The sequence below is a fragment of the Arthrobacter mangrovi genome (assembly GCF_026011795.1).
Classification (GTDB): Bacteria; Actinomycetota; Actinomycetes; order Actinomycetales; family Micrococcaceae; genus Crystallibacter; species Crystallibacter mangrovi.
Genome location: NZ_BRVS01000009.1, coordinates 1 through 24,540 on the forward strand (window position 1 = coordinate 1; position 24,540 = coordinate 24,540).

General features: G+C 70.0%; 23 protein-coding genes. 13 read left to right on the forward strand and 10 right to left on the reverse strand.

Going from position 1 to position 24,540, the window contains the following annotated elements:
* Positions 1-357 (forward strand): HNH endonuclease signature motif containing protein (locus tag AHIS1636_RS11265; protein ID WP_264795924.1); only part of this gene is annotated, 357 nt, incomplete at its 5' end.
* A 102-nt stretch (positions 358-459) separates the two neighbouring features.
* Here the strand turns inward: AHIS1636_RS11265 and AHIS1636_RS11270 are convergent.
* Complete coding sequence (locus tag AHIS1636_RS11270) at positions 460-1,485, reverse strand: LacI family DNA-binding transcriptional regulator (RefSeq protein ID WP_264795925.1); 1,026 nt, start codon at positions 1,483-1,485, stop codon at positions 460-462.
* A gap of 277 nt (positions 1,486-1,762) precedes the next feature.
* Between AHIS1636_RS11270 and AHIS1636_RS11275 the strand changes: the two genes are divergently transcribed.
* Together AHIS1636_RS11275 and AHIS1636_RS11280 are read left to right on the forward strand one after the other, a co-directional pair.
* On the forward strand, positions 1,763-2,968 hold the full coding sequence (locus AHIS1636_RS11275; RefSeq protein ID WP_264795926.1) for a phytanoyl-CoA dioxygenase family protein: 1,206 nt from the start codon (positions 1,763-1,765) through the stop codon (positions 2,966-2,968).
* A 90-nt stretch (positions 2,969-3,058) separates the two neighbouring features.
* A complete protein-coding gene (locus tag AHIS1636_RS11280) occupies positions 3,059-3,847 on the forward strand; it encodes an SDR family oxidoreductase (RefSeq protein ID WP_264795927.1) in 789 nt (262 codons plus the stop codon).
* Between the two features lie 60 nt (positions 3,848-3,907).
* Here AHIS1636_RS11280 and AHIS1636_RS11285 read toward each other — a convergent pair whose 3' ends face one another.
* Genes AHIS1636_RS11285 through iolC form a run of 7 tightly spaced genes read right to left on the reverse strand, consistent with a single transcriptional unit; the run spans position 3,908 to position 12,224 of the window.
* A complete protein-coding gene (locus AHIS1636_RS11285; RefSeq protein ID WP_264795928.1) occupies positions 3,908-4,780 on the reverse strand; it encodes a sugar phosphate isomerase/epimerase family protein in 873 nt (290 codons plus the stop codon).
* A 49-nt stretch (positions 4,781-4,829) separates the two neighbouring features.
* Positions 4,830-5,843: a Gfo/Idh/MocA family protein gene (locus tag AHIS1636_RS11290; RefSeq protein WP_264795929.1), complete on the reverse strand. Its 1,014-nt coding sequence runs from the start codon at positions 5,841-5,843 to the stop codon at positions 4,830-4,832.
* 13 nt (positions 5,844-5,856) lie between these two features.
* The gene (locus AHIS1636_RS11295) at positions 5,857-6,777 is read right to left on the reverse strand and encodes a sugar phosphate isomerase/epimerase family protein (protein ID WP_264795930.1); all 921 of its coding nucleotides are present in this window, start codon (positions 6,775-6,777) and stop codon (positions 5,857-5,859) included.
* A 41-nt stretch (positions 6,778-6,818) separates the two neighbouring features.
* Positions 6,819-8,315 carry a CoA-acylating methylmalonate-semialdehyde dehydrogenase gene (locus tag AHIS1636_RS11300; RefSeq protein ID WP_264795931.1) on the reverse strand — a complete coding sequence of 499 codons (1,497 nt, stop codon included), beginning with the start codon at positions 8,313-8,315 and terminating at the stop codon, positions 6,819-6,821.
* A 41-nt stretch (positions 8,316-8,356) separates the two neighbouring features.
* Entirely contained in the window at positions 8,357-10,303 is a 1,947-nt protein-coding gene (gene iolD, locus AHIS1636_RS11305; protein ID WP_264796027.1) for a 3D-(3,5/4)-trihydroxycyclohexane-1,2-dione acylhydrolase (decyclizing), read from the reverse strand.
* A gap of 14 nt (positions 10,304-10,317) precedes the next feature.
* On the reverse strand, positions 10,318-11,235 hold the full coding sequence (locus AHIS1636_RS11310) for a Cgl0159 family (beta/alpha)8-fold protein (protein WP_264795932.1): 918 nt from the start codon (positions 11,233-11,235) through the stop codon (positions 10,318-10,320).
* Positions 11,232-12,224: a 5-dehydro-2-deoxygluconokinase gene (gene iolC, locus AHIS1636_RS11315; RefSeq protein ID WP_264795933.1), complete on the reverse strand. Its 993-nt coding sequence runs from the start codon at positions 12,222-12,224 to the stop codon at positions 11,232-11,234. The genes AHIS1636_RS11310 and iolC overlap by 4 nt, the downstream gene beginning before the upstream one ends.
* Before the next feature lie 191 nt (positions 12,225-12,415).
* Between iolC and AHIS1636_RS11320 the strand changes: the two genes are divergently transcribed.
* The 5 genes from AHIS1636_RS11320 (at position 12,416) to AHIS1636_RS11340 (ending at position 16,714) form a co-directional block, all read left to right on the forward strand.
* Positions 12,416-13,486, forward strand: coding sequence for an ROK family glucokinase (locus tag AHIS1636_RS11320; protein ID WP_264795934.1), 1,071 nt, complete (start codon positions 12,416-12,418; stop codon positions 13,484-13,486).
* Between the two features lie 122 nt (positions 13,487-13,608).
* Positions 13,609-14,364, forward strand: coding sequence for a ZIP family metal transporter (locus AHIS1636_RS11325; RefSeq protein ID WP_264795935.1), 756 nt, complete (start codon positions 13,609-13,611; stop codon positions 14,362-14,364).
* A gap of 139 nt (positions 14,365-14,503) precedes the next feature.
* Complete coding sequence (locus tag AHIS1636_RS11330; protein ID WP_264795936.1) at positions 14,504-14,911, forward strand: four-helix bundle copper-binding protein; 408 nt, start codon at positions 14,504-14,506, stop codon at positions 14,909-14,911.
* Positions 14,912-15,002: 91 nt separating this feature from the next.
* On the forward strand, positions 15,003-16,187 hold the full coding sequence (locus tag AHIS1636_RS11335) for an FAD-dependent monooxygenase (RefSeq protein WP_264795937.1): 1,185 nt from the start codon (positions 15,003-15,005) through the stop codon (positions 16,185-16,187).
* A 200-nt stretch (positions 16,188-16,387) separates the two neighbouring features.
* The gene (locus AHIS1636_RS11340) at positions 16,388-16,714 is read left to right on the forward strand and encodes a YdhR family protein (protein WP_264795938.1); all 327 of its coding nucleotides are present in this window, start codon (positions 16,388-16,390) and stop codon (positions 16,712-16,714) included.
* 29 nt (positions 16,715-16,743) lie between these two features.
* On the opposite strand, the gene AHIS1636_RS11345 is transcribed toward AHIS1636_RS11340, so the two are convergent.
* Entirely contained in the window at positions 16,744-18,198 is a 1,455-nt protein-coding gene (locus AHIS1636_RS11345) for an FAD-dependent monooxygenase (protein ID WP_264795939.1), read from the reverse strand.
* Positions 18,199-18,432: 234 nt separating this feature from the next.
* On the opposite strand from AHIS1636_RS11345, the gene AHIS1636_RS11350 reads away from it, so the two are divergent.
* The 5 genes from AHIS1636_RS11350 to AHIS1636_RS11370 all read left to right on the forward strand — a co-directional run bounded on the left by AHIS1636_RS11350 (position 18,433) and on the right by AHIS1636_RS11370 (position 23,487).
* Positions 18,433-18,783: a hypothetical protein gene (locus AHIS1636_RS11350; protein ID WP_264795940.1), complete on the forward strand. Its 351-nt coding sequence runs from the start codon at positions 18,433-18,435 to the stop codon at positions 18,781-18,783.
* A gap of 162 nt (positions 18,784-18,945) precedes the next feature.
* Positions 18,946-20,409 (forward strand): FG-GAP-like repeat-containing protein, encoded by a 1,464-nt coding sequence (locus tag AHIS1636_RS11355; protein WP_264795941.1) that lies wholly within the window; start codon positions 18,946-18,948, stop codon positions 20,407-20,409.
* Between the two features lie 99 nt (positions 20,410-20,508).
* Positions 20,509-21,273: a SurA N-terminal domain-containing protein gene (locus AHIS1636_RS11360; RefSeq protein WP_264795942.1), complete on the forward strand. Its 765-nt coding sequence runs from the start codon at positions 20,509-20,511 to the stop codon at positions 21,271-21,273.
* Positions 21,274-21,598: 325 nt separating this feature from the next.
* Positions 21,599-22,627 carry a hypothetical protein gene (locus tag AHIS1636_RS11365; protein ID WP_264795943.1) on the forward strand — a complete coding sequence of 343 codons (1,029 nt, stop codon included), beginning with the start codon at positions 21,599-21,601 and terminating at the stop codon, positions 22,625-22,627.
* Complete coding sequence (locus AHIS1636_RS11370; protein ID WP_264795944.1) at positions 22,624-23,487, forward strand: hypothetical protein; 864 nt, start codon at positions 22,624-22,626, stop codon at positions 23,485-23,487. Before AHIS1636_RS11365 ends, AHIS1636_RS11370 begins: the two co-directional genes overlap by 4 nt.
* Here AHIS1636_RS11370 and AHIS1636_RS11375 read toward each other — a convergent pair.
* Positions 23,461-24,513: a nuclease-related domain-containing protein gene (locus AHIS1636_RS11375; protein WP_264795945.1), complete on the reverse strand. Its 1,053-nt coding sequence runs from the start codon at positions 24,511-24,513 to the stop codon at positions 23,461-23,463. The two genes, AHIS1636_RS11370 and AHIS1636_RS11375, sit on opposite strands and share 27 nt — an antisense overlap.
* Positions 24,514-24,540: the final 27 nt, after the last annotated feature.

Consider the following 24,540-nt stretch of genomic DNA (forward strand, 5'->3'; position numbering starts at 1 on the left):
ATGCGCCACCCGCCCGAATGGCTCAAACGAGAAATCCGGCTACGCGACGGGACCTGCCGCGGGCTGGGCTGCCGCACCCACTGGAAGCACTGCGAACTCGACCACACCCTGGCCTGGGAACACGGCGGCAAAACCGAACTCGATAACCTCGCCCTGCGCTGCAAGCCCGACCACCTGGCCAAACACAACGATGACTGGCACACCACCCAGCAACCCCACGGCGTCATCCGCCACCAAACCAGGACCGGCCAAACCTACACCAGCTACCCCGACGGCTCCTGGATCAACAACGGCCTCCAACCACCCCCACCCCCGCCGCCAGACCCCTACAACGACACCACCCCACCACCCTTCTGAGGCTGTGTGCGCCGTTGGAAATCTTAGGGCCGGGGACGGACCCTGCCCACGTGGAGGTGCGTGCAACTGCTGCGAAATTGCGCCCTAATGGGACTAACTCATTCACGGCCAGACCGGGATGTTGTGCGGTGTGATGATGTCGATCTTCGAGGCCTCTCCGGAGGGATCTTCGGGCAGCGCCCCGTGGTGGTGCAGCAGGATGCGGCAGCACCGGTTCACATCCAGCCGCAGGTCGTGGTGCAGCAGGGCACTGATCCTGCCGGCCCGCAGCAGCTCGAGGTTGTCGGCGTTCAGGTCGTGTCCGATGAATACCTCAGGCTCCCGGCCGACTGCCTCGAACGCGGCCAGCAGCCCCCGGTTGCCTCCGCCGGACGAATACACCCCGGCCGGCGGCTGCTCCCCTGCGAGCGCGCGCCCCATGATCTCCCGGGCGCTGTCGTCGAGCCCGTCCGATCCGTCCAGGTAGAGCACCGGCCGCTCGGGGTCCAGCTTGCGCATGGCGGCGCGGAAACCCATTTCCCGCTCCTCCTCGCCGCGGAACGCGTCATTGCTCACCGTCACCGCGACGCCGCCCGGCCGCCCGCGCAGCCACTGCGAGACCAGGTAGGCCGCCGTCGCCCCGGCCGAGCGGTTGTCGATCCCGACGTAGGCCAGCCGGCGGCTGAGCGGCACGTCGGTGACCAGCGTGACCACCGGGATGCCAAGGGCCAGCAGGCGGTCGACGGCGGCGGCGACCTCGGGCACGTCGGGCGCCTTGAGCACGACGCCGTGGCTGCCCTGCGAGCCGATGCGGTCCAGCTGCGCGACGCATGCGGCGGCGCCCCAGAGTTCGTGCAGGTGGAAGCGCGCCCTAAAGACGGCCGGGCGCAGCAGGGGCAGCTCGGCTTCCAGCGCCGTCCGAACGGCGAGGTGGAACCGGGCGGGCGCATCGGCGACGACGTCGATCATGAACCGGCGGCCGGTCAGTTCCAGCTGCTGCCGCTGCGCCTCGAGCTCCTGGATGGCCCGCTTTACCTGGCCGGTCGTGGCGGCGCGCACGCCGGGGCGGTTGTGCAGCACCCGGTCGACCGTCGCATCGCTGACGCCGGCCTGGCGGGCGATCTCCCGCACGGTGAACGGATGGGCCACGCTGCCTCCGGTGGTCTGGTACTGACGGATCCGTGACGTATCCGTGATGGATCCGGGCTGGGTTCGGATCGATTGCCGCCAGCATCGCACGGCAGCGAACGGCACGGCAAGGCCACCAGCAGCATCCGGCCCGCCCTCGACGCTGAGGGGTTTTTGAGGTACTTGCCCCCTTGCCGGCCCCTGGGTGCGGCGGAAGACTGGATCCAGTGCAGCCGGCCTGCACGCCATGGATTTCCTTACCTCTTCTGCTCCACTCTTCCTCGAAAAGGAGTTCCCTATGTCCACCACAGCCCAGCCCGGAACGGTCGGCCTCCGCCATGACGTCCAGTGGTTCAGCGCGGCCGACTGCCGGCTCGACGACTTCGTTCGCATCGTCGAGGCGGAGACCCGGCGCGAAGACTACCCCTTCGCGGCGGGTGTCGAGCGCAACGTCCTCATCTACGGGCCGGACCTGCAGCACCGGGCCGCGAACCCGGCTGTCCGGCGCGAAATCCAGGCGGAACTCGTGCGGGCCCTGACCGAAGGCCCGGGCATCGTGGTCTTCAAGCGCGCCTTCGCGGACACGGCCGTCGTCGACCGCGCCACGGAGGCCTTCAACCGGCTGATCGAGGACCAGCGGGCGGCGGGCACGGCCGGCGGGGACCACTTCGCCAAGCCCGGGGCAAACGACCGGGTCTGGGGCGCCCTGGACAAGCTGGCCGTCGCGGCGCCCGGGGTCTTCGCGGACTACTACGCCAACGATGTCCTCGCCCTCATTTCCCAGGCCTGGCTCGGCCCCAACTACCAGGTCACCTCGCAGGTCAACGTGGTCAATCCCGGCGGTGCAGCGCAGACGGCCCACCGCGATTACCACCTCGGCTTCATGGGGCTTGAGGAGGCCCAGGCCTACCCGGCGCACGTGCACCTGCTCTCCCCCGCCCTGACCCTGCAGGGAGCGGTGGCGCACTGCGACATGCCGGTCGAGTCCGGACCGACCCTGTACCTGCCGCACTCGCACAAGTATCCGGCGGGCTACATCGCCTTCCACCGGCCGGAGTTCACCGAATACTTCGAGCAGCACTACGTCCAGCTGCCGCTGGAGAAGGGCGACGCCGCCTTCTTCAACCCGGCGCTCTTCCACGGGGCCGGCCACAACCGCAGCGCCGGCATCCGGCGGATGGCCAACCTCCTGCAGGTCTCGTCCGCCTTCGGCCGCGCCATGGAAACGGTGGACCGGACCGGCATGTGCAGGGCGCTCTACCCCGTCCTGCGGCAACGCCTCGCCGCCGGGGCAGGCCCGGAGTGGATCCGCAACGTCGTCGCCGCGGCCGCCGAGGGCTACGCGTTTCCGACCAACCTCGACCGGGACCAGCCGATCGGAGGCATCGCCCCGGAGAGCCAGGCCGCGCTGGTGCTGCGCGCGCTGGAATCCGGGCTGGACGACGCGGCGTTCGAGACCGAGCTGTCGGCCCAGCAGCAGCGCCGCGGCAGCGGAGCCGCCTGACATGGGAGCGGACCGCAACTGCGAAGCCCGGAGGCCCCGGCTCCCCGCCGGGGCCTCCGGGCCCGCTGCCGCAACGGAAGGAGTATCGGCATGGCCCTCGACCACCTGATGCGGGGCAAGGTCCTGCTCGTCAGCGGCGGCACGCAGGGGGTCGGCGCCGGCGTCGCCCTCGCCGCCGCGCAGCAGGGCGCGGAGGCCATCGCCGTCGTCGGCCGCAGCGATGACAAAGGCCGGCGGTCGGTGGACGCCCTGGAGGCGGCCGGAACCGAGGCGTGCTTCATCCGGGCCGACCTGGCGGACCACGCCCAGGTTGGCACCGTGGTGGACACCGCCGTCGCACGCTTTGGCCGGGTGGATGCGCTGGTCAACGCCGCCGGGCTGACGACGCGCGGGACCATGCTGGATACCACCGGGGAACTCTTCGACGCCCACATCGCGGTCAACCTGAAGGCGCCGTTCTTCCTCATGCAGCAGGCCATCGCCCACCTGCGCGGCCGCGGCGCACCCGGCACCATCGCCAACATCATCACGATGAGTTCGCACGGCGGCCAGCCCTATCTGGCGCCGTACGTGGCGGCTAAGGCCGGGCTGGCCGGACTGACGAAGAACGCCGCCCACGCGCACCGCCGGGACCGGATCCGGATCAACGGCATCAACATCGGCTGGACCGCGACGGAAGGCGAGGACGGCATCCAGCGCCGCTTCCACGGGGCCGGCGACGACTGGCTCGAGCGGGCCGGCGCGTCCCAGCCGATGGGCAAACTGGGCCAGGTCGACGAGATTGCGGACTTCGGCGTGTTCCTGCTCTCCGAGCGCTCCGGCGTGGTCACCGGCTCCGTGATCGACTGGGACCAGCAGGTCCCCGGGGCCTACGACTAACGCCACGCGCCGGACCCGCCCTGCCCGGCTATGCGGGGAGGGCGGGTCCGGCAGGCCGCGTTACTGGAAGCCGCCGACGAACTCCTTCATGGTGTCCAGCTGGTAGCGGGCAACCTCGCGGGCGTGCTCGTTCTCGGCGAAGACGCTGGAAACCATCACGGTCTCCGGCCGGTCCAGGAAGCCGTTCTCGGCCAGCGAGCCGAAGAACTCCTGCCAGTCCACGTCGCCGTCGCCGATTTTCAGGTGCTGGTGCACCCGCACCGGGTTGCCCGGCGGGTTGGTGATGTAGCGCAGCCCGTGGGAAGCATGGTGGTCCATGGTGTCGGCCACGTGGACCACCCGCAGCCGGTCCCCGACGGCCTCCATGATCCGCCCCGGGTCGTCCTTCATGTGGAAGGTGTGCGCCGCGACGTACACGAAGCCGAGGTTGGGCGAATTGACGCCGCGGATGACGCGCCAGGCGGCCAGGCCCTCCTCGACGAAGTCGTCCGGGTGCGGGTCGATGGCGACGTGGACGCCCTCGCGTTCGAAGAGCGGCACGAGCTCCTCCATCGAGCGGTAGAACGCGGCCTCGGACTCTTCCGGCAGCTCCGGCCGGCCGCTGAACTCGGTGTTCATCTGCGTCACGCCGAGGTCGACGGCGATCTGCACCGCGCGCTTCCAGTAGCGGACGGCGGCCTCCCGGAGGTTCTCGTCCGGTGACGACCAGCGCAGGACCGGCAGCACCGAGGCGATTTCGACTTCCGCCTCGGCGCAGGCCTTCTTCAGGCCGGCGACCAGCGCGTCGTCGGCCTTCGGGTGGGTGAAGAACGGCAGGAAGTCCTGGTGCGGGGTGAGCTGGAGGTACTTGTAGCCCAGTTCTGCCGCCAGCTTAGGAAACTCCAGCAGCGAGTGGGTGTGGTGGAACGGGGTGGGATCAAGCGCGATCTTCATTGTTGGCGCCCTTCGTTGGCTCGATTCATGGCTCGATTGTCTGCCGGCCCTAGCTGTACAGCGCGGGCTTGTCGTTCAGCCGGACCTGGACCTTGGCGCCGGTCTTCTGGGCCTCGACCCCCGCCTCGCAGCACGCTGCGGTGGCATAGCCGTCCCAGGCGCTCGGGCCGCCGATCCGGTCCTCCAGAGCCGCGTCGACCCAGGCCTGCAGCTCCACGTCGTAGGCCGCGGCGAAGCGCTCCACGAACCCGGGCGTCACCTGCCCGCCCCAGCGCCCCTGGGTGCGGACGTAGGGTCCGGAATCGCTGCCGATGCTGACCACGCCCTGCTCGAAGGAGGCCTGGGTGGCCACCTCGTAGCCGAACTGGGCGTTGACGTAGATTTCCACATCGGCCAGCACCCCGGAAGCCGTCTCCAGCAGCACGTGCTGCGGATCGTGCTGGCCCTCGGGCGCGTTGCGGGTGCGCTTGCCCAGCCGCACCTGCACGGAGGTGATCTCCTCACCGGTGAAGAAGCGCACGGCGTCGAACTCGTGCACCACCGAGTCGTTGATCAGCATCTCATTGGTGAAGCCGGGCGGCGTCGTCGGGTTGCGGTGCTGGTGGTGCAGGACCAGCAGCTCCCCCAGCTCGCCGCTGCGGATGATCCGGCCCAGCTGCGCGTACTCCGCGTCGTAGCGGCGCATGAAGCCGACCTGGATCCGCTGGCGGCCCAGCTTCTCCTCGGCCTGGACCACCCGCCAGGAGGACTCGGCATCCGGGGTCAGCGGCTTCTCGCACAGGATCGGGATGTCCCTTTCGAGTGCCGCGTGCAGGATCTCCTCGTGCAGGAAACCCGGCGTGGCGATCAGCACGGCGTTGATGTCCGGCCGCTCCAGGGCCGCAGGCCCGTCGGTCAGCGCGAGGGCGCCGGGCACATCGGCGACGGCGGCGCGGGCGCGGTCCTCGTCGATGTCGACGACGGCGGCCACTTCCGCGCCGTGGATGCGGCGGTGCAGCCGCTGGATGTGGTCGATGCCCATGCGGCCCGCTCCGATGACGGCCACGCGGAGGTTCTGGTTCATAGCGGTTGGTTCCTTACTGGACGCGGGTGCGGGAGCCGCACGAGAGCAGGTACTTGCAGGTGCGCTGTGCGATGGGCATCGGCACGCCGAAGTCGGCCACCGGATACATGTCCTGCTCCACGATGCCGAAGATCGGCTTGTCCAGCCGTTCGACGGCGTCGATCACCTTGGACAGGTCGGGCAGGCCGTTGGGCGGTTCGATCATGACGCCGGCGGTGTTGGCCGCGGCGAAGGTCAGGTTCTGCTCGCGCACGGTCTTGAGCACCTCGGGGTCGACCTGCTTCAGGTGCAGGTAGCCGATCCGCTCCGGGTACTTCTCGATCAGCTCCACGCTGCTGGCCCCGCCGTACTCCGCGTGCCCGGTGTCCAGGCAGAGCGTGACCAGCTCCGGGTCCGTGTGCTCCAGGAACCGCTCGATGTCCGCCTGCACGCAGACGTGGGAGTCCGCGTGGGAGTGGAACTGCTGTGCCAGCCCATACTCCTCGGCCAGCACCTTGCCCAGCCGGTTGTGCCCGTTGAACAGGTCGTCCCACTGCTGCACCGTCAGCTCGCCGTTCTCCACAGCCTCGCCGGTGACGTCGTCGCGCCACATGGCCGGAATGACCACGATGTGCTTGCCGCCCATCGCTGCCGTCAGCTCCGCGACCCGGCGGGCCGGTTCCCAGGCCTCGTCCCACTGGCCGACGCCGCGGTGGAAGGCGGTGAACACCGTCCCGGCGGAGACCTTGAGGTCCCGCTGGGCCAGTTCGTCGGCCAGCTTGGCCGGGTCCGTCGGCAGGTACCCGTACGGCCCGAGCTCGATCCACTTGTAGCCGGACTCGGCCACTTCGTCGAGGAACCGCTGCCACGGCGTCTGCTTCGGGTCATCGGCGAACCAGACTCCCCACGAATCGGGGGCCGTGCCAATGATCAGCTTGTTCTCAACTTCGGACATTCTTCCAGGTCCTTTCAGTGCGAGTGGTGCGGCGGGACGGGTCAGTTGGACGGGAAGGCGAAGGAGGCGCCGGAGGCCTGCTTCGGTTCGGGCCAGCGCTGGGTGACGACCTTGCCGCGGGTGTAGAAGCGGATGCCGTCCGGGCCGTAGATGTGGTGGTCGCCGAACAGCGAGTCCTTCCAGCCGCCGAAGGAGTGCCAGGCCACCGGCACCGGCAGCGGGATGTTCACGCCGACCATGCCGACCTTGACGCCGCGGGTGAACGCGCGGGCGTACGCGCCGGACGAGGTGAAGATGGCGGTGCCGTTGCCGTACGGGTTCGAGTTGATGATCTCCAGTGCCTCGTCGATGCTGGCCACCCGCACCACGGCGAGCACCGGGCCGAAGATCTCCTCGCGGTAGGCGCTCATCTCGCGGCGGACGTGGTCGATCACGGTCGGGCCGACGAAGAAACCGTTCTCGTGGTCCTTGACCACCAGGTCCCGTCCGTCGACCACCAGCGCGGCGCCGTCTTCCTGGGCCTCGCCGACGATCTTCTGCAGCCGCGCCTTGGACTGCGGGGTGATGACCGGGCCCATGTCGGCGTCCGGCTCCATCCCGTTGGCGACCTTGACCGCCTCTGCGCGTTCCTTGAGCTTGGCGACCAGGCCCTCGGCGGCGTCACCGACGGCCACGGCGACCGAGATGGCCATGCAGCGCTGGCCGGCGGAGCCGAAGGCGGCCGCGTTGATGTGGTCCGCGGCCAGGTCCATGTCGGCGTCCGGCATCACCACGGCGTGGTTCTTCGCCCCGCCGAGCGCCTGCACGCGCTTGCCGTGCTGCGTGCCGGTCTCGTACACGTACCGGGCGATCGGGGTGGAGCCGACGAAGGAGATGCCGTCCACGTCCGGGTGGGTCAGCAGGCCGTCCACGGCCTCCTTGTCACCCTGCAGGACGTTGAAGACGCCGTCCGGCAGGCCGGCCTCCTTCCACAGCCGGGCCAGGAACAGGCTCGCGGAGGGGTCCCGCTCGGAGGGCTTGAGAATGAAGGCATTGCCGGTCACGATCGCCACCGGGGCCATCCACAGCGGCACCATCACCGGAAAGTTGAACGGAGTGATGCCGGCGACCACGCCGAGCGGCTGGCGGAACGAGAACACGTCGATGCCGCCGGAGACCTGGTCCGAGTATTCGCCCTTCAGCGACTGCGCGGCGCCGCAGGCATATTCCACGACCTCCAGCCCGCGGCCCACCTCGCCGGCTGCGTCGGAGACGACCTTGCCGTGCTCGCTGGTAACAACCTTTGCCAGCTCCTGGACGTTCTCCGCGAGCAGTTCGCGGAACTTGAACAGCACCGCCACGCGCTTGGTCAGCGACGTCTCGGCCCAGGATTCGGAGGCGGTCTTGGCGGCGGCGACGACGTCGTCGATGTCCGCGCGGTTGGCCAGCCGCAGCTCGCCCGTGGCCTCGCCGGTCGCCGGGTTGTAGACGGGCTGGGTCCGGTCCCCGGATCCCACGGTTTCCGCGCCGTTGATGAAGTGGGTGATGGTCGTGCTCATGGGTGCTCCTTGAAATCGTGCAGGTCTGGATTCGTGCAGGTCTAGCCGAGCAGCGGCTTCTGCCGGGACTTCTGGTCTGTGTAGGTGCGGTAGGCGTGCTGCGTGGACTCGAGCTCGGAGGCGCCGGAGACCGGCACGTCCCACCAGGACTCGGAATCCGGCGCGTCGAGCAGCGGATCGGACTCGATATGGATGAGCACCGGACCGCTGCCCTCGGGCTCGGCCTTCGCCTTGGCCACGGCGGCCTCCAGGTCCGCGATGACGTCCTCGCCCGGCTCCACGCGGATGACCCGGACGCCGAGGGACTCGGCGTTGGCGGCGAGGTCGATCGGCAGCTTTTCCCCGTCGTCGAAGGTGTGGTGCTTGCGGTCCAGGGTCCGGTACTTCGTGCCGAAGCGCTGCGAGCCGAGCGATTCGGAGAGCGCCCCGATGGAGGCGTACCCGTGGTTCTGGATGAGGACCGTGATCAGTTTGAGGCCCTCGGCCACGGCGGTGACCAGTTCTGTGTGCATCATCAGGTAGGAGCCGTCGCCGACCATAACGACGACGTCGCGCGGCCGGGCTTCGGCGGACCCTTCGGCCGCGCGGTCCGCCTCGTCCGCGGCCGCCCGCTTCACGCCCAGGCCTCCGGGGATCTCGTAGCCCATGCAGGAGTAGGCGTACTCCACGTGGTAGCCGAACGGGTCCCGGACCCGCCACATCTTGTGCAGGTCGCCGGGCAGCGAACCGGCGGCGCAGATCACGACGTCGCGTTCGTCCATCGCGCGGTTCACGGCACCGATGATTTCGTTCTGGCTCGGCAGCGGGGTGTGCCGCGTGTCGAAGGCTTCGTCCACGGTCCGGTTCCAGCGGTCCTTCTCCGCCGCGGCGAGCTGCGCCAGGTCGGCGCCGACGCGGTAGCCCGAGAGCCCCGAGGCCAGCTTCGCCAGCGTCTTCCGGGCGTCGGCGACGATCGGCAGGCTGGTGCCGTGCTTGTAGGCGTCGATCGGGGCGACGTTGATGTTGACGAACCGGACGTCCGGGTTCTGGAAGGCGGTGCGCGACGCCGTCGTGAAGTCCTCGTAGCGCGTCCCGACGCCGATGATCAGGTCCGCTTCGCGCGCGACGGCGTTGGCCGCCGTCGTTCCCGTGGAACCGATGGCGCCGAGGCAGTAGGGCGCGTCCCACGGCAGGACGCCCACGCCCGCCTGGGTGTAGGCCACGGGGATGCCGGTCAGTTCGGCGAGTTCGGCCAGCTGCTCGGTGGCGAAGGCGTAGAGCACGCCGCCGCCGGCGATGATCAGCGGGCGCTTGGCCGCGCGGATCAGCTCCACCGCACGGCGGATGTCCTGCTCCTCGGGCTCGGGGCGGCGGATCCGCCAGTCCCGCTCGGCGAGGAATTCCTCGGGGACGTCGAAGACCTCGGCCTGCACGTCCTGCGGCAGCGAGATGGTCACGGCGCCGGTCTCCGCCGGATCGGTCAGCACGCGCAGGCCGTGGTGCAGGGCGGAGAACAGCTGCTCCGGGCGGGAGACGCGGTCGAAGTACTTCGACAGCGGGCGGAACGCGTCGTTGACCGTGATGTCGTAGGCCTCGGGCCGCTCCAGTTGCTGCAGCACCGGATCCGCGGCCCGCGTGGCGAAGGTGTCCGAGGGCAGCAGCAGGACCGGCAGGCGGTTGGCCGTGGCCAGCGCTGCGCCCGTGAGCAGGTTGGACGAGCCCGGGCCGATCGAGGTGGAGACCGCGAACGTGGCACGACGCCGGTTGTGCCGGGCGTAGCCGACGGCCTGGTGCGACTGCGCCTGCTCGTTGCGGCCCTGGTAGTAGGGCATCAGCGCCGGATCCTTGGCCTGCCACTGCTTCAGCGCCTGTCCCACCCCGGCGACGTTGCCGTGGCCGAAGATGCCGAACATGCCCGGGATGAGCCGGCCGCGGTAGTCCTCCCCGCCGACGCTGTCCACCAGGTACTGCCTGCCCAGGAACTCTACGACCGCCTGGGCGACGGTCATTCTGCGGGTAGCCATCAGCTGGCGACCTCCTGTCCGGTGTGTGCGTTCAGCAACGAAGCGGCGGCGGCAACGGCCTCCTCGACCGTCCCCTCCTTGGGGTAGAGCAGGGCCCGCCCGACCGTCAGGCCCTGGACGCCGGGCAGCTTGAGGGCGGCGCCCCAGCTGGCGAAGACCTCTTCCGGCGAGCCGGACGGGTCCCCGCCCAGGAGCACGGTGGGCAGCGTGGTGGCGGCCATGACTCGTTCCATCTCCGCCACGACCGGCAGCTTCATCCAGGTGTAGGCGCTGGTGGACCCGAGGCCCGAGGCGATGGCGACGGACTTGATCACCGCGTCGGCGCTGAGGTCGTTGCGCACCCGGCCGTTGTCCCAGACGGAGATGAACGGCTCCACCATGGCGACCAGCCGGCGCTCGGCCAGGCTGTCGATCGCCTTCGCGGTCGATTCGAGCGTGGCGACCGTGGCCGGGTCGCCCAGGCAGATGCGGGTGAGCATCTTGCCGCCGTTGGCGCCCAGCGCTTCGAGGGCCTCGGCGGTGTGGCCGGTGAACCGGTCGTCCATCTCGTTGACGAAGCCGGACAGGCCTCCGCGGTTCATCGAGCCGAAGAGGAGCTTACCGTCCAGGGCGCCGAGCAGCAGCAGGTCGTCCATGATGTCCGGGCTGGCCAGCACGCCGTCGACGGCGGGGTTGGCCAGGGCGGCCTGCAGCCGGTCGAGCAGGTCGCGCCGGTCCGCCATCGCCGTTTTGTTGTCGCCGACGGCGAGCGCGCCGCGGGCGGGATGGTCGGCGGCGACGATGAAGTTCTGCTCGCCGAGCTTCAGGCCGGGGTGGGGGCGGCGGACCGCGGCGGCCCGCGAGACCGCGTCCGGGTCCTCCAGCCGGATCCGCGAGAGGTGTTCGTAGCGGCGCGGGTTGTCGTCGAAACGGCTCATCGGACGGCCTCCACGGTCCCGGGCAGGGCGCGCCCGCGTTCGGCCAGCAGCGCGTTGACTTCCTCCGGGGTCGGCATCGCATCGGCGCACGAGAGCCGCGATGCCACCAGCGCACCGGAGGCGTTGGCATAGTCGAGCACGGCGGCCAGCGGCCAGCCGGCCAGCAGTCCGTGGCAGAAGGCTCCGCCGAAGGCGTCCCCGGCGCCCAGCCCGTTCAGCGTCTCCACGGGGACCGGGGCGGACACCACCCGCTCGGTGCGGGTCTTGGCCATGACGCCGTCGGGCCCCAGCTTCACGACGGCGATCTCCACTCCCGCGTCCAGCAGGCGGTCCGCCTGTTCGTCCGGAGTCCCCTCGCCGACGGCGACGGCGCACTCCTTGTCGTTGCCGATGGCGACGGTGACGTGCGGCAGGATCACCGACACCTGTTCGCGGGCTTCCTCCTCGGACGCCCAGAACATCGGCCGGTAGTCGAGGTCCAGCACCGTGTACTGCCCCGGACGCAGGCCCTCGCGCGGCCGCGCCTCATGCGCCGCCAGGTGGGCCGAGCGGCTGGGCTCCTGGCTGAGGCCGGTCACAGTCGACCAGAAGATCCCGGCGTCGCGGATGGCTTCCCGGTCCAGCTCACCGGCGGCGATCTGCAGGTCGGGGGCCGTCGGGAACCGGCCGTAGAAGTAGAGCGGGAAATCGTCCGGCGGGAGGATGGCGCAGAACGTCGCCGGGGTCTGCAGTCCCGGCACCGACGTCACGAAGCCGTCGTCCACCCCGAACTTCCGCAGTTCGCGGTGCAGGTACTCTCCGAACGGATCCTCGCCGGTGCGGGTGATGACCGCCGACCGCCGGCCATGCCGGGCCGCCGCCACCGCGACGTTGGAGGGCGAACCGCCCAGGTATTTGCCGAAGCTGTTGACATCCGCCAGCCCGACCCCGACGTCATTCGGGTAGATGTCGACGCTGATCCGTCCCATGGTAAGCAAGTCGTGAGCCACTAGAGATCATCGGCCTTTCTGTTCGGGGCGAGCCGCCTGGCCGCCTGCCTGGCAGGCTGTGAGCCGAGCCACATTCATACTTTGCCTGAAGGACTTTGTCCTGTCAAACCTTTGTACTGACATATTTACAAGATCGGTTGATGCGGTCTAGCTGCGAACTGCGGTCCTGTCCGGCCCCTACTATGGAACCGATGAGAATCTACGACCCCTCGCAACCGCGCGCGGCCGGGGGCAGGGCGCCCGCCTTCCGCCATGTCCGGAGCAGCCTGCTACGCCCGGGCGTTCGGCTGCCGGTCCGGCTCGCCCGGCGCGGACTGGCCATCGGCATCGACATCGGCGGCACCAAGGTTGCCGCGGGCGTGGTCGACGGCGAGGGGCGGATCCTGGCCGAACGCTACCGGGACACCCCGGGGCATGACCCCCGCGAGGTGGAGCAGGTCATCGTCTCGCTGGTGCGCGAGCTGTCCGCCGAGTTCAGGGTGTTGTCCGTCGGCATCGGAGCCGCCGGGTGGATGGACCGCAGCGGCAGCACAGTCCTCTTCAGCCCGCATCTGGCCTGGCGGAACGAGCCGGTTCGGATGAACCTGGAGAAGCTCCTCCACCGCCGCGTCGCGGTGTCCAACGACGCCGACGCGGCCGCGTGGGCGGAGTTCCGCTTCGGCGCAGGCATGGGACAGGACCGGCTCGTCTGCATCACCCTCGGCACGGGCATCGGCGGCGGCATCGTCATCGACGGGCGGATCGAACGCGGCAACTGGGGCGTGGCGGGCGAGTTCGGCCACCAGATCATCGTGCCGCAGGGCCACCGCTGCGAATGCGGCAACCGGGGGTGCTGGGAACAGTACGCCTCGGGCAACGCCGTCGGCCGGGAAGCCCGCGAACTCGCCGCGGCCAACTCTCCGGTTGCCCAGGAGTGGCTGCGCGCCGCCGGCGGAGACGCGGACCGGATCACCGGAGCCATCGTCACCGCCCTGGCCCGCGAGGGCGACACCGCCAGCATCAACCTGCTCGAGGACATCGGCGAGTGGCTCGGCCTCGGCCTGGCCAACCTCGCGGCGGCGCTGGATCCCGGGATGTTCGTCATCGGCGGAGGGCTGTCCGAAGCCGGGGACCTCCTGCTCGGTCCCGCCCGCAGCGCCTTCAACCGCAACCTCACCGGGCGGGGCTTCAGGCCCGCCGCGCCGATCGAACGGGCCGCCCTGGGTCCGAAGGCCGGCCTCATCGGCGCCGCCGACCTGTCCCGCGTGATCGCCTGGCGCTGACCGGGCGCTGACACAGGGCGGGAGGCCGCGTTCCTTAGCTTCCGCCGCCCGCACCGCCGTCGTCAGTATGCTGGCCCTGAGCCGGCGCTCCGAGGCCGGCCGGGCCCGGAGCGGAGGAATACATGCCGATGTGGCTGCAGGCGCTGCTGTGGGGAACCCTCGCCGGCGCCGCGCTGGTCCTCGGTTCCGCGATCTCCTGGCGCTGGCGCATCAACGCCAAGACCGTCTCGACAATCATGGCCTTCGGCGCCGGGGTCCTGATCTCGGCGCTGGCCTTCGAGCTGGTCGCCGAGGCCGAGAGCAACGGCGGCGTCGTGGCCACCGTAGCCGGCTTCCTCGTGGGGGCCGTCATCTTCGTCGCCGCCAACTTCGCACTCGCCCGCCGCGGGGCGAAGCACCGCAAGCGTTCGGGCTCCCAGCAGCCCAGCGAGCAGGATTCACCTGGCAGCGGGACGGCGATCGCCGTCGGCGCGCTGCTCGATGGCATTCCCGAATCCCTCGTCCTGGGCCTTGGCCTGATCAGTGCCGGCACCGTCAGCCCGGCCATGCTGGCCGCCGTCTTCATTTCCAACGTCCCCGAGGGCCTCTCCAGCTCCGCTGGCATGAAGAAGGCCGGCCGCAGCGCCGCCTACGTCTTCACCGTCTGGGGGTCCATCGCCGTCCTCAGCGGCGTCGCCGCCTGCCTCGGCTTCCTGGCGCTGGACCAGGCTCCCGCGGAACTCGTCGCCTTCATCACCGCCCTCGCGGCCGGCGCCATCCTCGCCATGCTGGCCGACACCATGATCCCGGAGGCGTTCGAGGAGCACCACCTGCTCACCGGCCTCACCGCGTCCGTCGGCTTCGTGACTGCGTTCGCGATCCATGTCGCCGGCGGCTAGCTCCGCCCGCTGGCCGCTCGTGGTCGCCATTCCGGCACGGGGCTGCACGCACTTAGCAAGCATGCTTATGCTGAAGTGCAGCGGGCCTTTTCCCGCAAATGTTCGGATCAAGAATCAACTGTGATTGGAGACGAGAACCATGAGCCATGTTCAGTCCATGCTGGATGCTTACCCCAAGGACCTCGGCGGCATCGACAAGGCCAAGCTCGCCGCCTGCATCGCGGCGTGCTTCGAGTGCGCCCAGACCTGCACGGCCTGCGCGGACGCCTGCCTCGGCGAGGAGCAGGTGGCGGACCTCGTCACGTGCATCCGCACCGACCTCGACTGCGCCGACATCTGTGCGGCGACGGGCAATGTCCTGACGCGGCGCACCGGCGGCGATGCCGCGACGGTCCGGGCGCTTGTCGAAGCCTGCCGGACCGCCTGCCGGGCCTGCGCCGAGGACTGCGAGCGCCATGCCTCCATGCACGAGCACTGCCGCCTCTGCGCGGAGGCGTGCCGGCGCTGCGAGCAGGCCTGCAGCGACCTGCTCGGCGCCCTGGGCTGAAGCCCAGGCGGGCGGCGTGCCGGCTTCGCGAACCATGCCGCCAAGCGCGGTTCCCCGAGGCCGCCGGCTCCCGCCCGTAAAGATGACCGTCATGAAGGCGATCGTCGTGGGTGCCGGTATCGCCGGCCTGGTCACCGCCCGGCAGCTGGGCCTCGCCGGCTGGGAGGTCGATCTCGTGGAGAAGTCCGACGGTCCCCGCCGGGACGGCTACATGATGGACTTCTTCGGCCCGGGCGTGGAGGCCTCCGAGCGGATCGGCCTGTATCCGCGCCTGGCCCGGGTGGCCTACCGCGTGGATGGAGTCGAATATCTTGACGCCCGGGAACGGGTCCGGGCCCGCCTCGACTACGACCGGTTCGCCCGGCTCGCGGGCGGCAAAGTCCTTAGCCTGCTCCGCCCGGATCTGGAACGCGCCGCGCTGGGCGCCCTCGAGGACGTCCCGCACGGCCGGGTCCGCCTCCACTACGGAAACCGTGTCACCGGGGTCTCGATGCAGGACGACGGGGTGCGGGTCGCCGTCGACGGCCCCGCGGCAAGGCTGCCGGCAGCGGACGTTGTCGTCGGCGCCGACGGAATCCATTCCGAGGTCCGCGCCCGCGTCTTCGGCCCGGAGACGGACTACCTGCGCCCGCTGGGCATGCGGGCCGCCGCCTTCATCGTGCGGGAGGCCGAGCTGAATGCCCGCTTCCGGAACCGCTTCGTGCTCACCGACAGCCTCGACCGGACCGCGGGTCTCTACGGCCTCCGCACCGACAAAGTCGCGGCATTCCTCGTGTACCGCGACCCGCCCGCCGGTGCCGGCCGGGACACTTCCGCCCCGCGGGACAGGCTGCGGAACGAGTTCTCCGGCCTCCACCCGGCGGTCGACCGGCTATTGGACCTCTGCCCGGCCGACCCGTACGACGACGTCGTGGCGCAGATCGTGCTGCCGCATTGGTGGAAGGGGCGTGCCGTACTCGTCGGCGACGCCTGCGGAGCCGTCTCCCTCCTGGCCGGGCAAGGAGGTTCACTGGCGATCGCGGGCGCCGCGCTGCTGGGCGACACGCTCGGGAGGGTCACATCGGCCGACGGGATCGCGCCGGCCCTCACGGAGTTCGAGCAGGCTTGGCAGCCCGTGGGGGCGCAGGCCCAGGCATCCGGACGGCGGGCTGCGTCCTCGTTCCTTCCCGCGAACCGGACCCAGCGCCTGCTGAGGCGCTGGGTCATCCGGGCCACGGCGCTGCCGGGAATCGACCGCCTCGTAGCCCGGCAGGTCCTGCGGAGCATTGCGAAATAGACCGCCCCGACCTAGCCCCGGGCAGGACCGAACCAGCGGGCCCCCGAGGCCGCCAGCCCGCCTGCCATCCATATCGCCGGCGGCTAAGGGCAACCGTCGGAGTCGGACCGCCGGCCATCGATGCACCGCCCACGATCGACAGCTCGGCGAACGGCTCGTTAAAATCGACTTAGGGGTATTCCGAGGACGGAGGCGGCTCCATGCCCGTTATCCTGTTCGTCCGGATCACGTCCGGACTCGATGCGCAGGAGTTTGAACGGCGGCTGCTGGAACGGCGGCCACGCTTCCGCGACGTTCCAGGTCTCCTGCAAAAGGTTCACGGCCGCGACAATGCAACCGGCGACGTGTGCGGCATCTACTTCTTCGAGAGCGAAGAGGCGCTCGACGCATTCCGGGAGACCGAACTCGCCCGCACCATCCCCGTTGCCTACGAAGCTGTCGCGGTTCGCCGCGAGGTGTACGAGGTGCTCTACTCGTTGCGGCCCGACCGGGGGCCGTTCGCCGGGTCCAGCCACCCGGCGGCGTGAGCCGTCGGCGGAATGCCCCGGGATTGGGGCTAGCCTCGGGCGGGACCGAACCAGCGCTCCAGCGCGTCCTCCAGCCCGTCGTGCGTTCCCTCTCCCACCCAGGCGACGTGGCCGTCGGGGCGGATCAGCACGGCCGCCGGAGCGCTGACCGGGCCAATCACCGGCAGCTCCCACCCGCCGTCGTACGTGGCGTCCACGGTCCGCACCCGGTCGGCCCATGGCCCGGCGCCGATGCTGCCCGGCGCGCCGAGGTTGAGCAGGACGGGACGGGCAGGGTGCAGGAGGGCGGACACGCGCAGCGGGCCGTCGGCGGTGACGACGTCGGGGTCCGGCATGCGGCGTCCCAGCAGCGGGTGCCCCTCGCCGAGGTCGTAGCGGACATCCAGGCCGGAGATGAGCCCGGCCACGCGTTTCCGGGCCTCGTCGATGGCCAGCAGGTCGGTCACGGTGTCGGCGAGCGCGCCAATGCGCGGATCGGCCTTCTGCATGACCGACTGCGCCATCGTGTGCTTCAGCGCGCGGGTCCCGGCGGGATGCCGCTCCTCGTGGTAGGTATCGAGCAGGCTGTCCGGCGCGCTGCCGTTGACCACTTGGGCGAGCTTCCAGCCGAGGTTCACGGCGTCCTGGATGCCGAGCCCGATCCCCTGCCCGCCGGAGGGCGCGTGGATGTGCGCGGCGTCCCCGGCGAGCACCCGGCCGCTGCGGTAAGCCGCCGCCTGCCGCGTGGCGTCCGTGAACCGCGAGATCCAGGTGGGATTGCGGACGCCGAAATCCGTGTCGAAGACCTCCCTCAGCGCCCTGCCAAGGTCGGCCAGGGTCGGCTCGGCCGCCGGTCCGATCTCCTTCTCGGTCACGACGACGCGCGTGGTCCGCCCGTCCTCCATCAGGTGCAGTCCGTGGATCCCGACCTCGTCGATGCGGATTCCCGCCGGCGTCTCTTCGGTCACCTCCACCTCGGCGACCAGGCTGCTCCTCGTCGCATCCCAGCCGGGGAAATCGATGCCCGCCGCCTTGCGGATCGTGCTCCTGCCGCCGTCGGCGCCGACCAGGTACAGCGCGCGCAGCGGGCGCCCGCCGGCGAGCATCACGTCGACGCCGCTCTCGTCCTGGTCGAAGCCGGCCACCTCGAGTCCGCGGTGGACCGGCACCCCCAGTTCCTCGATCCAGCCGATCAGGATCCGCTCAATGTGGTTCTGCCACAGGCCGAGCGTGTAGGGATGCCGCGTCGGGAAATCGCTGACATCCAGCATCATGTTCCCGAAGAACGCAGCCTGGACCGGCTTGCCCTCGGCCAGGAACCGGCCGGCGATCCCGCGCTGGTCGAGGATCTCAATCGTGCGCGAATGGAACCCGCCCGCCCGCGAGCCGGCCAGCTCCGGAGTCGGGCGGCGCTCCACAATCGCCACGTCAACCTCGGCCAGCCTCAGCTCGCCGGCCAGCATCATCCCGGTCGGACCTCCGCCGGCAACAATCACCTCGACCATTACAGCCCCTGCCTATTCGCGCCGTCCGAGCACCTCGTCATCGCACGTCCGGCCTAGTTTGCGCCCTGGCGGGGGCCTTGCCGCAAGCCCCCGTGGCCGCGATAAATTGGAACTGTCGGGACGCCGCGATCCGATCCCGGCCAACCCCTTCTGCCGGTCCGGCCCCGGCACTAGCGTGGAGATAGCCGGGCATCCCCCGCAGCCCCGGCAGCCGACCAGGCAAAGGAGATTTCCATGGGACTCGGAGACAAGATCAAGCACGCCGCGGACGAGCTGCTCCACGGCCACGGCAAGCCCCGGCAGGACGCCGACGATACCCGGGACCCCTCGGAGTTTCCCGAAGCCGAGCCCCTCGGTGCCCGGGCGACCGGCCCGGATGGCGACCCGTTCGAGGACCCCGATGTCGACCCGGACTCGGACGAACCGCCGAGCAGCGAGCCGGACCTCGACCCCGATGAGCCTCCCCTGGACGACGCGCATGACCCCGACGGCGAAACGACCGGCGGCTCCTTCAGCGGCCCCGTCCCGGACGACCCGGTGGAGCGCATCGCCAGCCCCCGCGAGGACAAGCCCCCGGCCCTCTGACCGGGCTTCCGTCTAGGGCAGCCTCACGCAGTTTTCCGGCCGCAGCATCGGCCGGATCCCCCCGCCCGTCTTCCGGCAGCGCAGGTTTATCCATTATCCTGTTGGCGGTCTCTTGGCTCCGCCGAACCGTCAAAGCGAGCCGACTCCCCGGGGGAAACACCAATGCCAGTCTCCAGCCGCCCTGTGTTCAAAGCCGCCGCCCGCATCGCCAGGCGGGCCTCGGCCGCCGCCGTCGCCGCCACTGTGCTCGCCGGCTCCGCGACCCTGGCCGCACCGGCCCACGCGGCGCCGGCCAACGCCACGCCGGCCCTCGCGGCGACCGTCCAGCCTGCCGCCGCCACCAGCAACGTCCTCAACGACAGCAACCGCGCACAGGTCCAGCAGGTCTTCGACGGAATCAACGCCTTCCGGAAGTCGAAGGGCCTGAAACCGGTGCGCTTCTACGTGAACGCCGCCAAGGTCTCGCAGGACTGGTCCATCACGATGGCCAACACCGGGGTCTTCAAGCACAATCCCGGCTACACCGAGGACCCGCGCATCGCCGGGTGGAACCGGGCCGGGGAGATCATCGCTGCCCGGTCCGACCGCCAGGGCCAGGGCCTCGTGGACCAGTGGATCAAGTCCCCTGGCCACAACGCCATCATGTCCGACCCGAACTACAGCGTGATCGGCGTCGGCATCGCCTTCTCCGACGAGGGCGGCGGCCGCTACGAGATGTACGGGACGGCCAACTTCTTCCGCTACTCGTCCGAGCCCTCGGGCACGTATTCCTCGCCCAACGCGTACTACGCCACCCTCGCCGCGCCGGCACCGGCAGTCCAGCCCATCGCCCAGTGCACCGCCGTCGCCGGCGCACCCGCGGCCGGCAGGGACCTCTCCCGCGCCAGCATCAAGAGCGCCGCGGACTACGTCGCCGCGGACTCGGCCGGCCGCCTCTGGCGCTACCCGGAGAAGTCCAGCCGCGCGCTCGGCAGCCGGGTGCTGATCGGTAGCAGCGGCTGGCAGCACGCCCGCTCCACCTCGGTCACCGACTGGAACAACGACGGCTACCTCGACATCGTCGCCCACTGGTCGGACGGCAAGGTCCGCGTCTACAAGGGCAAAGCCACCGGCGGATTCTCCACCTGGTTCAGCGCCGGCAGCATCTCGGCGTCCTCCACCGTCATCGCCGACCGCCTCTGCGCCAACAACCCGTTCCCCGGGCTGGTCGCCAAGGACGCCGGCGGCAACCTCTCGCTCTACCAGAATCTCAGGGGCGCCGCTTTCTACGCCGCCCCCAACAAGTTCAACACCGGCTGGAGCAACTACAGCATCGCCCTGACCGACTTCGACCAGGACGGCCGCAAGGACATTCTCGGCGCCAACAAAACCAACGGCGTCCTGAAGCTCTACCGCACCAACGGCAAGGGCGCCCTCATCCCCGAAACCCGCCCGACCGTGGGCCGCTCCGGATGGTCCACCGCCGCCACCTTCACCGACGCCCCCGGATTCGGCGCCGGCAGCGCCAACGGCATGACCGTCAAATTCCGCAACGGCACCGTCCGCTATTACGAGCTCCCCGCCGGCCGGGTCGGCACCGCCAAGCAGATCGGCACCGGCTTCGGCACCTACAACACCTTCTCCTGACCGGCCGGCGTCTCCGGTGTGACCTCACCCTGCCCGACCTGCTAGCCTCGGGAACTCAGCCGGAAACGGAAGGACTTTATGTCGAGCAACAAATGGCTAGTGGCAATCGCTGTCGCCGGAGCCGTGACCCTCACGGCCTGCGGCGGAGCAACCGAAGCCGGCAGCGCAGGCCAGACGCAGCAGGCGTCGCCCAGTGCAAGCGGCCAAGCACAGGACCCCGCGGCCGGCCAGCAGGAAATGCCGAAGCCGGACCTGAATGGAATTCCCGACGTCGTTGCCGAAGTCAACGGCACCAAGATTTCGAAGGAAGACTTCACCACCGCCTACGAGGCGCAGTTCCAGCAGATGGCGATGCAGTCCCAGATGATGGGCCAGGAAGTCGACCAGGCCAAGCTCAAGAAGCAGACCGCCGAAGGGATCGTCGGCACCGAGCTGCTCATCCAGGAAGCCGGCAAGCGCGACCTCACCGCCTCCGACAAGGAGACGGACAAGGCCCTCGACGAGATCGTGAAGTCCAACCAGCTCAAGTCCACGGACGAGTTCATGGCCGAGATGAAGAAGCAGGGCATGGACGAGGCCAAGGTGACGGAAGAGCTCAAGAACCAGGTCATGGTCGAGAAGCTGATCGCCGAGGAGGCCGGCGACACCAAGCCGACCGACAAGGAGCTCAAGGCCGCCTACGACGAGGCCAAGAAGCAGCAGGAAGCCATGGCCAAGCAGGGCGGCCAGGCCGCCGAAATGCCGTCCTTCGAGGAGGCCAAGCCGCAGCTCGAGGAGCAGGTCAAGTCGCAGAAGGAAGGCGAGATCGTGCAGAAGCTCGCCAAGGATCTGCGCGCCAAGGCGGACGTCAAGATCAACGTCTAGCCAGCGGTTTCCAGGAACGACGGCGGGTGGCCGGCTTTGCAGCCGGCCACCCGTTTTAGTGTCCGGGCCAGCCGGACGAAGAGGGGGTGCTGGCATCTGTACGCCTTCGGGGTCCGGGCGTAACCTTTAGTCGAGTCGACTTCGCAGGTTCAGCGGGCGCGACCGCAGATTGCTCAGGCGCGAGATGCATCCACATGGCCATCATCCTCTTGCCGCTGTCGTTGCGGCGGCAGGCCTTTCCCTGATCGCGGGCTGCGGGATTGGCGCGCGGGAGGGCGCGCCGGACTCGACGGATACCCAAGGACCGGCCGGATCCGAAAACCCCATGGCGACGACGGGGACACCGGGCGCCGGCGAGGGTACCGGGTCCGGCAATAATCCGGGTTCCGGCGGGCAGTCCCCGCCTGTGCCGACGCAGGGCGGTCCCGACGACGGCCAGTTCGTGCCGCCTGGGCCGGCGGCTCCCGGTGGTCCGCCCGCGGGCGCCGGCGCACCGGTTATCAGCTGGCTGCCGGTCGGACCGGTGGGCCGGGGCGATCCGACCTGGTACCTCTACCTGAAGAGCGGGAACTGCGACCAGCTCGTGGAACCGGGCGAGCAGCCTCAGACGGTGCAGGATGTGGCGAAGGTGTTCTGCCTTGCCGTGGCCGGCGACGAGGCGGCCTGGGCCCAGGGAGCGGAACTGTTGGCCGGGCTTCCCGTCCCGGACTCGGACTGCTGGTCGAGCACCGCCAATTCGGTACTCCGGTCGGTCGTGGATTTCCGGCAGCGGAACCCCGGCGTTGCCTATGAGCTCGTCGAAGGCAGCGGACTGGCCTGCGATCCGACGTTCTACGAGCTGGACGACGACGGAAGCGACAACAACGGCCGGAACCCGCAGGCCTCGGTGTGCGGCGGCACGCAGATGCACATGGTCGGCACGCTGGGAGGCCTTCCCGCCGGGAGCATCCGCAGCGTCGTCGTCGGTTCGCAGCCGGAGCCGGTCACCGTGCCGGTTGAACCGCTTGGGCCGGACTTCGTCTTCATGGCCCCGCCGTCCACCCAGGCAGGTTCGACGACGGTGAGCGTCGCCGACGGCGATTTCCTCGTCACCGAATCGGTCGACCTGGAATATGTCGGCGACCCGAATACCTGTCCAGGCGTCGAGCCTCCCCCGGACAACGGCCCCTCCGCCAATCCCGGCGAACCCGGTCCGGCCCCTGGCGAACCCGGCCCCGTCGAACCGGACAACGGTCCCTCCGTCACCCCCGGCGAACCCGGCGAACCCGGTCCCGGTCCGAGCGGCCTGCCGCCGTCGGCCGCTGCCCGTGCCGATCGGACACCGGCAGGTGTCCCTGCGGGCCTGTTCCGGTGACCGACTCTCCCGACGAAGGACGCTCGCTCTGGTCGCGTGTCCTCGGCGTCATCTCCGCCGTCGGCCCGCCCGTCACCGTGGTGACCGCGCTGCTGTTCTATTTCGGCTGGGCCCGTGCGGATGCCCAGGCCAGCAGCATGGGGCTGGACGAGAGCCTCTTTGGCTACGCCGCCCAGGACTACATCCTGATCAGCATCAGCGCCCTATATTTGCCATTGGTGCTGCTCCTGATCGTCGGCATCATCTGGTTTGCCCTCGACAGGTGGCTGCGCCGCCAGATCGACGAAGACCGCCACCGGACTCTGGCGGCCAAGGTCGCCGGGAGCGCGGCGGTAGTCGCCGTCGTTATTGCCTCCGGCGCCCTGCTGGTGGCCTTCCTCCAACCGGCCAGGACAGCGATCTTCGCGCCGTATGTGATGGCAGGCGGCGTCCTCGTCGCGGCCTGGGGCCTCCGGCTGAGGCGCCACGCCCGGGCAGGGCATGCTCCGGTCCTCAGGGCGGAAGAGCGCGCCGTCGAAGCGACCCTCGTGCTGAGCATCGTCACCCTGCTGCTGTTCTGGGGCACCGCTGACTATGCGCAGGCCGTGGGACGCGGACTCGCCGCCAATTTCGAACAGAACGTCCAGTCCCTGCCCCGCGCCGAGGTCTACAGCCCGCAACCGCTCGGGATAGGAGCCGATGCAGTCACGGTGAGCGACGTGGGCACCAAGGAGCAGCCCCTGTACCGGTATGACGGCCTGCGCTTCCTGGTCCTGAGCGGCGGCCGCTTCTTTTTCCTGCACGACGGCTGGACCACGGAGAACGGCACCGTGGTGGTGCTCCCGGACGACAACTCAATCCGCGTCGAGTTCAGCAGGTGACTGCACGACGGCGGGCGGCTGGGGCTGCTCCGGGGCTGCGTTCCGCTGGCCGAGGCTCCCCGAAATGTTCCAGGCCGTGACGGCGATGACTGCGAGCACAATCAGGCGGAGCACGTCGGCGCGGCGGCTTCTCGCGGCACGCCTCCGTCCGCCGCTTCCCTTGCGCCTGTTGCCGGAGGATGTCCCGTATTCACCGGGTTGCTGCCGCCGGCGGCCCTTGGCGGACCGGCGTCCCTTCGCCGCCGCGGCGGACGGCTGTCCGGCAGTCGCGGCAGGAGCGGATGAACCGGAAGCCGGTGCCGCGGCCGGCTGGCCCGTTGGCACATGAGCCTGCAGGTTCCTACGCGGTGCCCGCTCCGGCGCAGGAACCTGGGCAGGTTCCGGCGAATAGTCCGGCCGGAGACCAGGCACGCCCGCGGCGCCGCTGTTCAGCAGCTGCGGGCTGCGGGGTCCAAGCAGCAGCTGCCGCAGGTAGTGGAAGACAATCTCGACTTCGGCCGGGTCGAGGACCGGGGGCAGGCTGCTGACCGCGAACCGGAGCGATGCGAGTCCCACGACCCTCACGCCGTCCGCGGTTTCGGACCGCAGCTCCGGATGGTTGACCAGGCAGATCCAGCCCTGGACGAGCCGCCGGTGCTGGGGTTCCAGGACAGCAGCGACGGCCGCGCCCTGCTCCAGCGCACCCGTGGTCTCCCGGAGCCGCGAGTAGCCGTTCTGCGTCAGCCGCCCGTTACGCAGCTCGACCCGGCCGGTCCAGTTCTTCGCGTCGATCACCAGGATCCCGCCCGGCCCCACCAGCACATGGTCCAGGTTGGCCTTCGGCCGTCCCGGCCAGTGGGCGTCGTTCAGGAGCCGCCAGCCGCGGGCTTCCAATTCCCGGAGCTCCGCCGCCACCTGCACTTCCCCGGCGGCGCCTGCCGCCCAGGCCCTCGCGCTCCGCTCCGCCTGCTCGGCTTGGCGCCGTAGCTTCGCCGCCCGCTCGCCGGCCAGCCGCGACTGTTCCGCGGCCCTCTCCCCTGCCGTCATGTTTCCCCCGGTTGATATGCAGTTGTC

Bases quoted from the DNA above. Each gene is read 5' to 3' on its own strand.
- AHIS1636_RS11310 (WP_264795932.1), bottom strand. From the start codon at position 11,235: ATGAGCCGTTTCGACGACAACCCGCGCCGCTACGAACACCTCTCGCGG.
- AHIS1636_RS11365 (WP_264795943.1), top strand. From the start codon at position 21,599: ATGGCGACGACGGGGACACCGGGCGCCGGCGAGGGTACCGGGTCCGGC.
- AHIS1636_RS11295 (WP_264795930.1), bottom strand. From the start codon at position 6,777: ATGTCCGAAGTTGAGAACAAGCTGATCATTGGCACGGCCCCCGATTCG.
- AHIS1636_RS11280 (WP_264795927.1), top strand. From the start codon at position 3,059: ATGGCCCTCGACCACCTGATGCGGGGCAAGGTCCTGCTCGTCAGCGGC.
- AHIS1636_RS11290 (WP_264795929.1), bottom strand. From the start codon at position 5,843: ATGAACCAGAACCTCCGCGTGGCCGTCATCGGAGCGGGCCGCATGGGC.
- AHIS1636_RS11330 (WP_264795936.1), top strand. From the start codon at position 14,504: ATGAGCCATGTTCAGTCCATGCTGGATGCTTACCCCAAGGACCTCGGC.
- AHIS1636_RS11325 (WP_264795935.1), top strand. From the start codon at position 13,609: ATGCCGATGTGGCTGCAGGCGCTGCTGTGGGGAACCCTCGCCGGCGCC.
- AHIS1636_RS11300 (WP_264795931.1), bottom strand. From the start codon at position 8,315: ATGAGCACGACCATCACCCACTTCATCAACGGCGCGGAAACCGTGGGA.
- AHIS1636_RS11345 (WP_264795939.1), bottom strand. From the start codon at position 18,198: ATGGTCGAGGTGATTGTTGCCGGCGGAGGTCCGACCGGGATGATGCTG.
- AHIS1636_RS11275 (WP_264795926.1), top strand. From the start codon at position 1,763: ATGTCCACCACAGCCCAGCCCGGAACGGTCGGCCTCCGCCATGACGTC.
- AHIS1636_RS11335 (WP_264795937.1), top strand. From the start codon at position 15,003: ATGAAGGCGATCGTCGTGGGTGCCGGTATCGCCGGCCTGGTCACCGCC.
- AHIS1636_RS11340 (WP_264795938.1), top strand. From the start codon at position 16,388: ATGCCCGTTATCCTGTTCGTCCGGATCACGTCCGGACTCGATGCGCAG.
- AHIS1636_RS11320 (WP_264795934.1), top strand. From the start codon at position 12,416: ATGAGAATCTACGACCCCTCGCAACCGCGCGCGGCCGGGGGCAGGGCG.
- AHIS1636_RS11375 (WP_264795945.1), bottom strand. From the start codon at position 24,513: ATGACGGCAGGGGAGAGGGCCGCGGAACAGTCGCGGCTGGCCGGCGAG.
- iolD (WP_264796027.1), bottom strand. From the start codon at position 10,303: ATGACCGTCGCCCAGGCGGTCGTAGAGTTCCTGGGCAGGCAGTACCTG.
- AHIS1636_RS11285 (WP_264795928.1), bottom strand. From the start codon at position 4,780: ATGAAGATCGCGCTTGATCCCACCCCGTTCCACCACACCCACTCGCTG.
- AHIS1636_RS11350 (WP_264795940.1), top strand. From the start codon at position 18,433: ATGGGACTCGGAGACAAGATCAAGCACGCCGCGGACGAGCTGCTCCAC.
- AHIS1636_RS11355 (WP_264795941.1), top strand. From the start codon at position 18,946: ATGCCAGTCTCCAGCCGCCCTGTGTTCAAAGCCGCCGCCCGCATCGCC.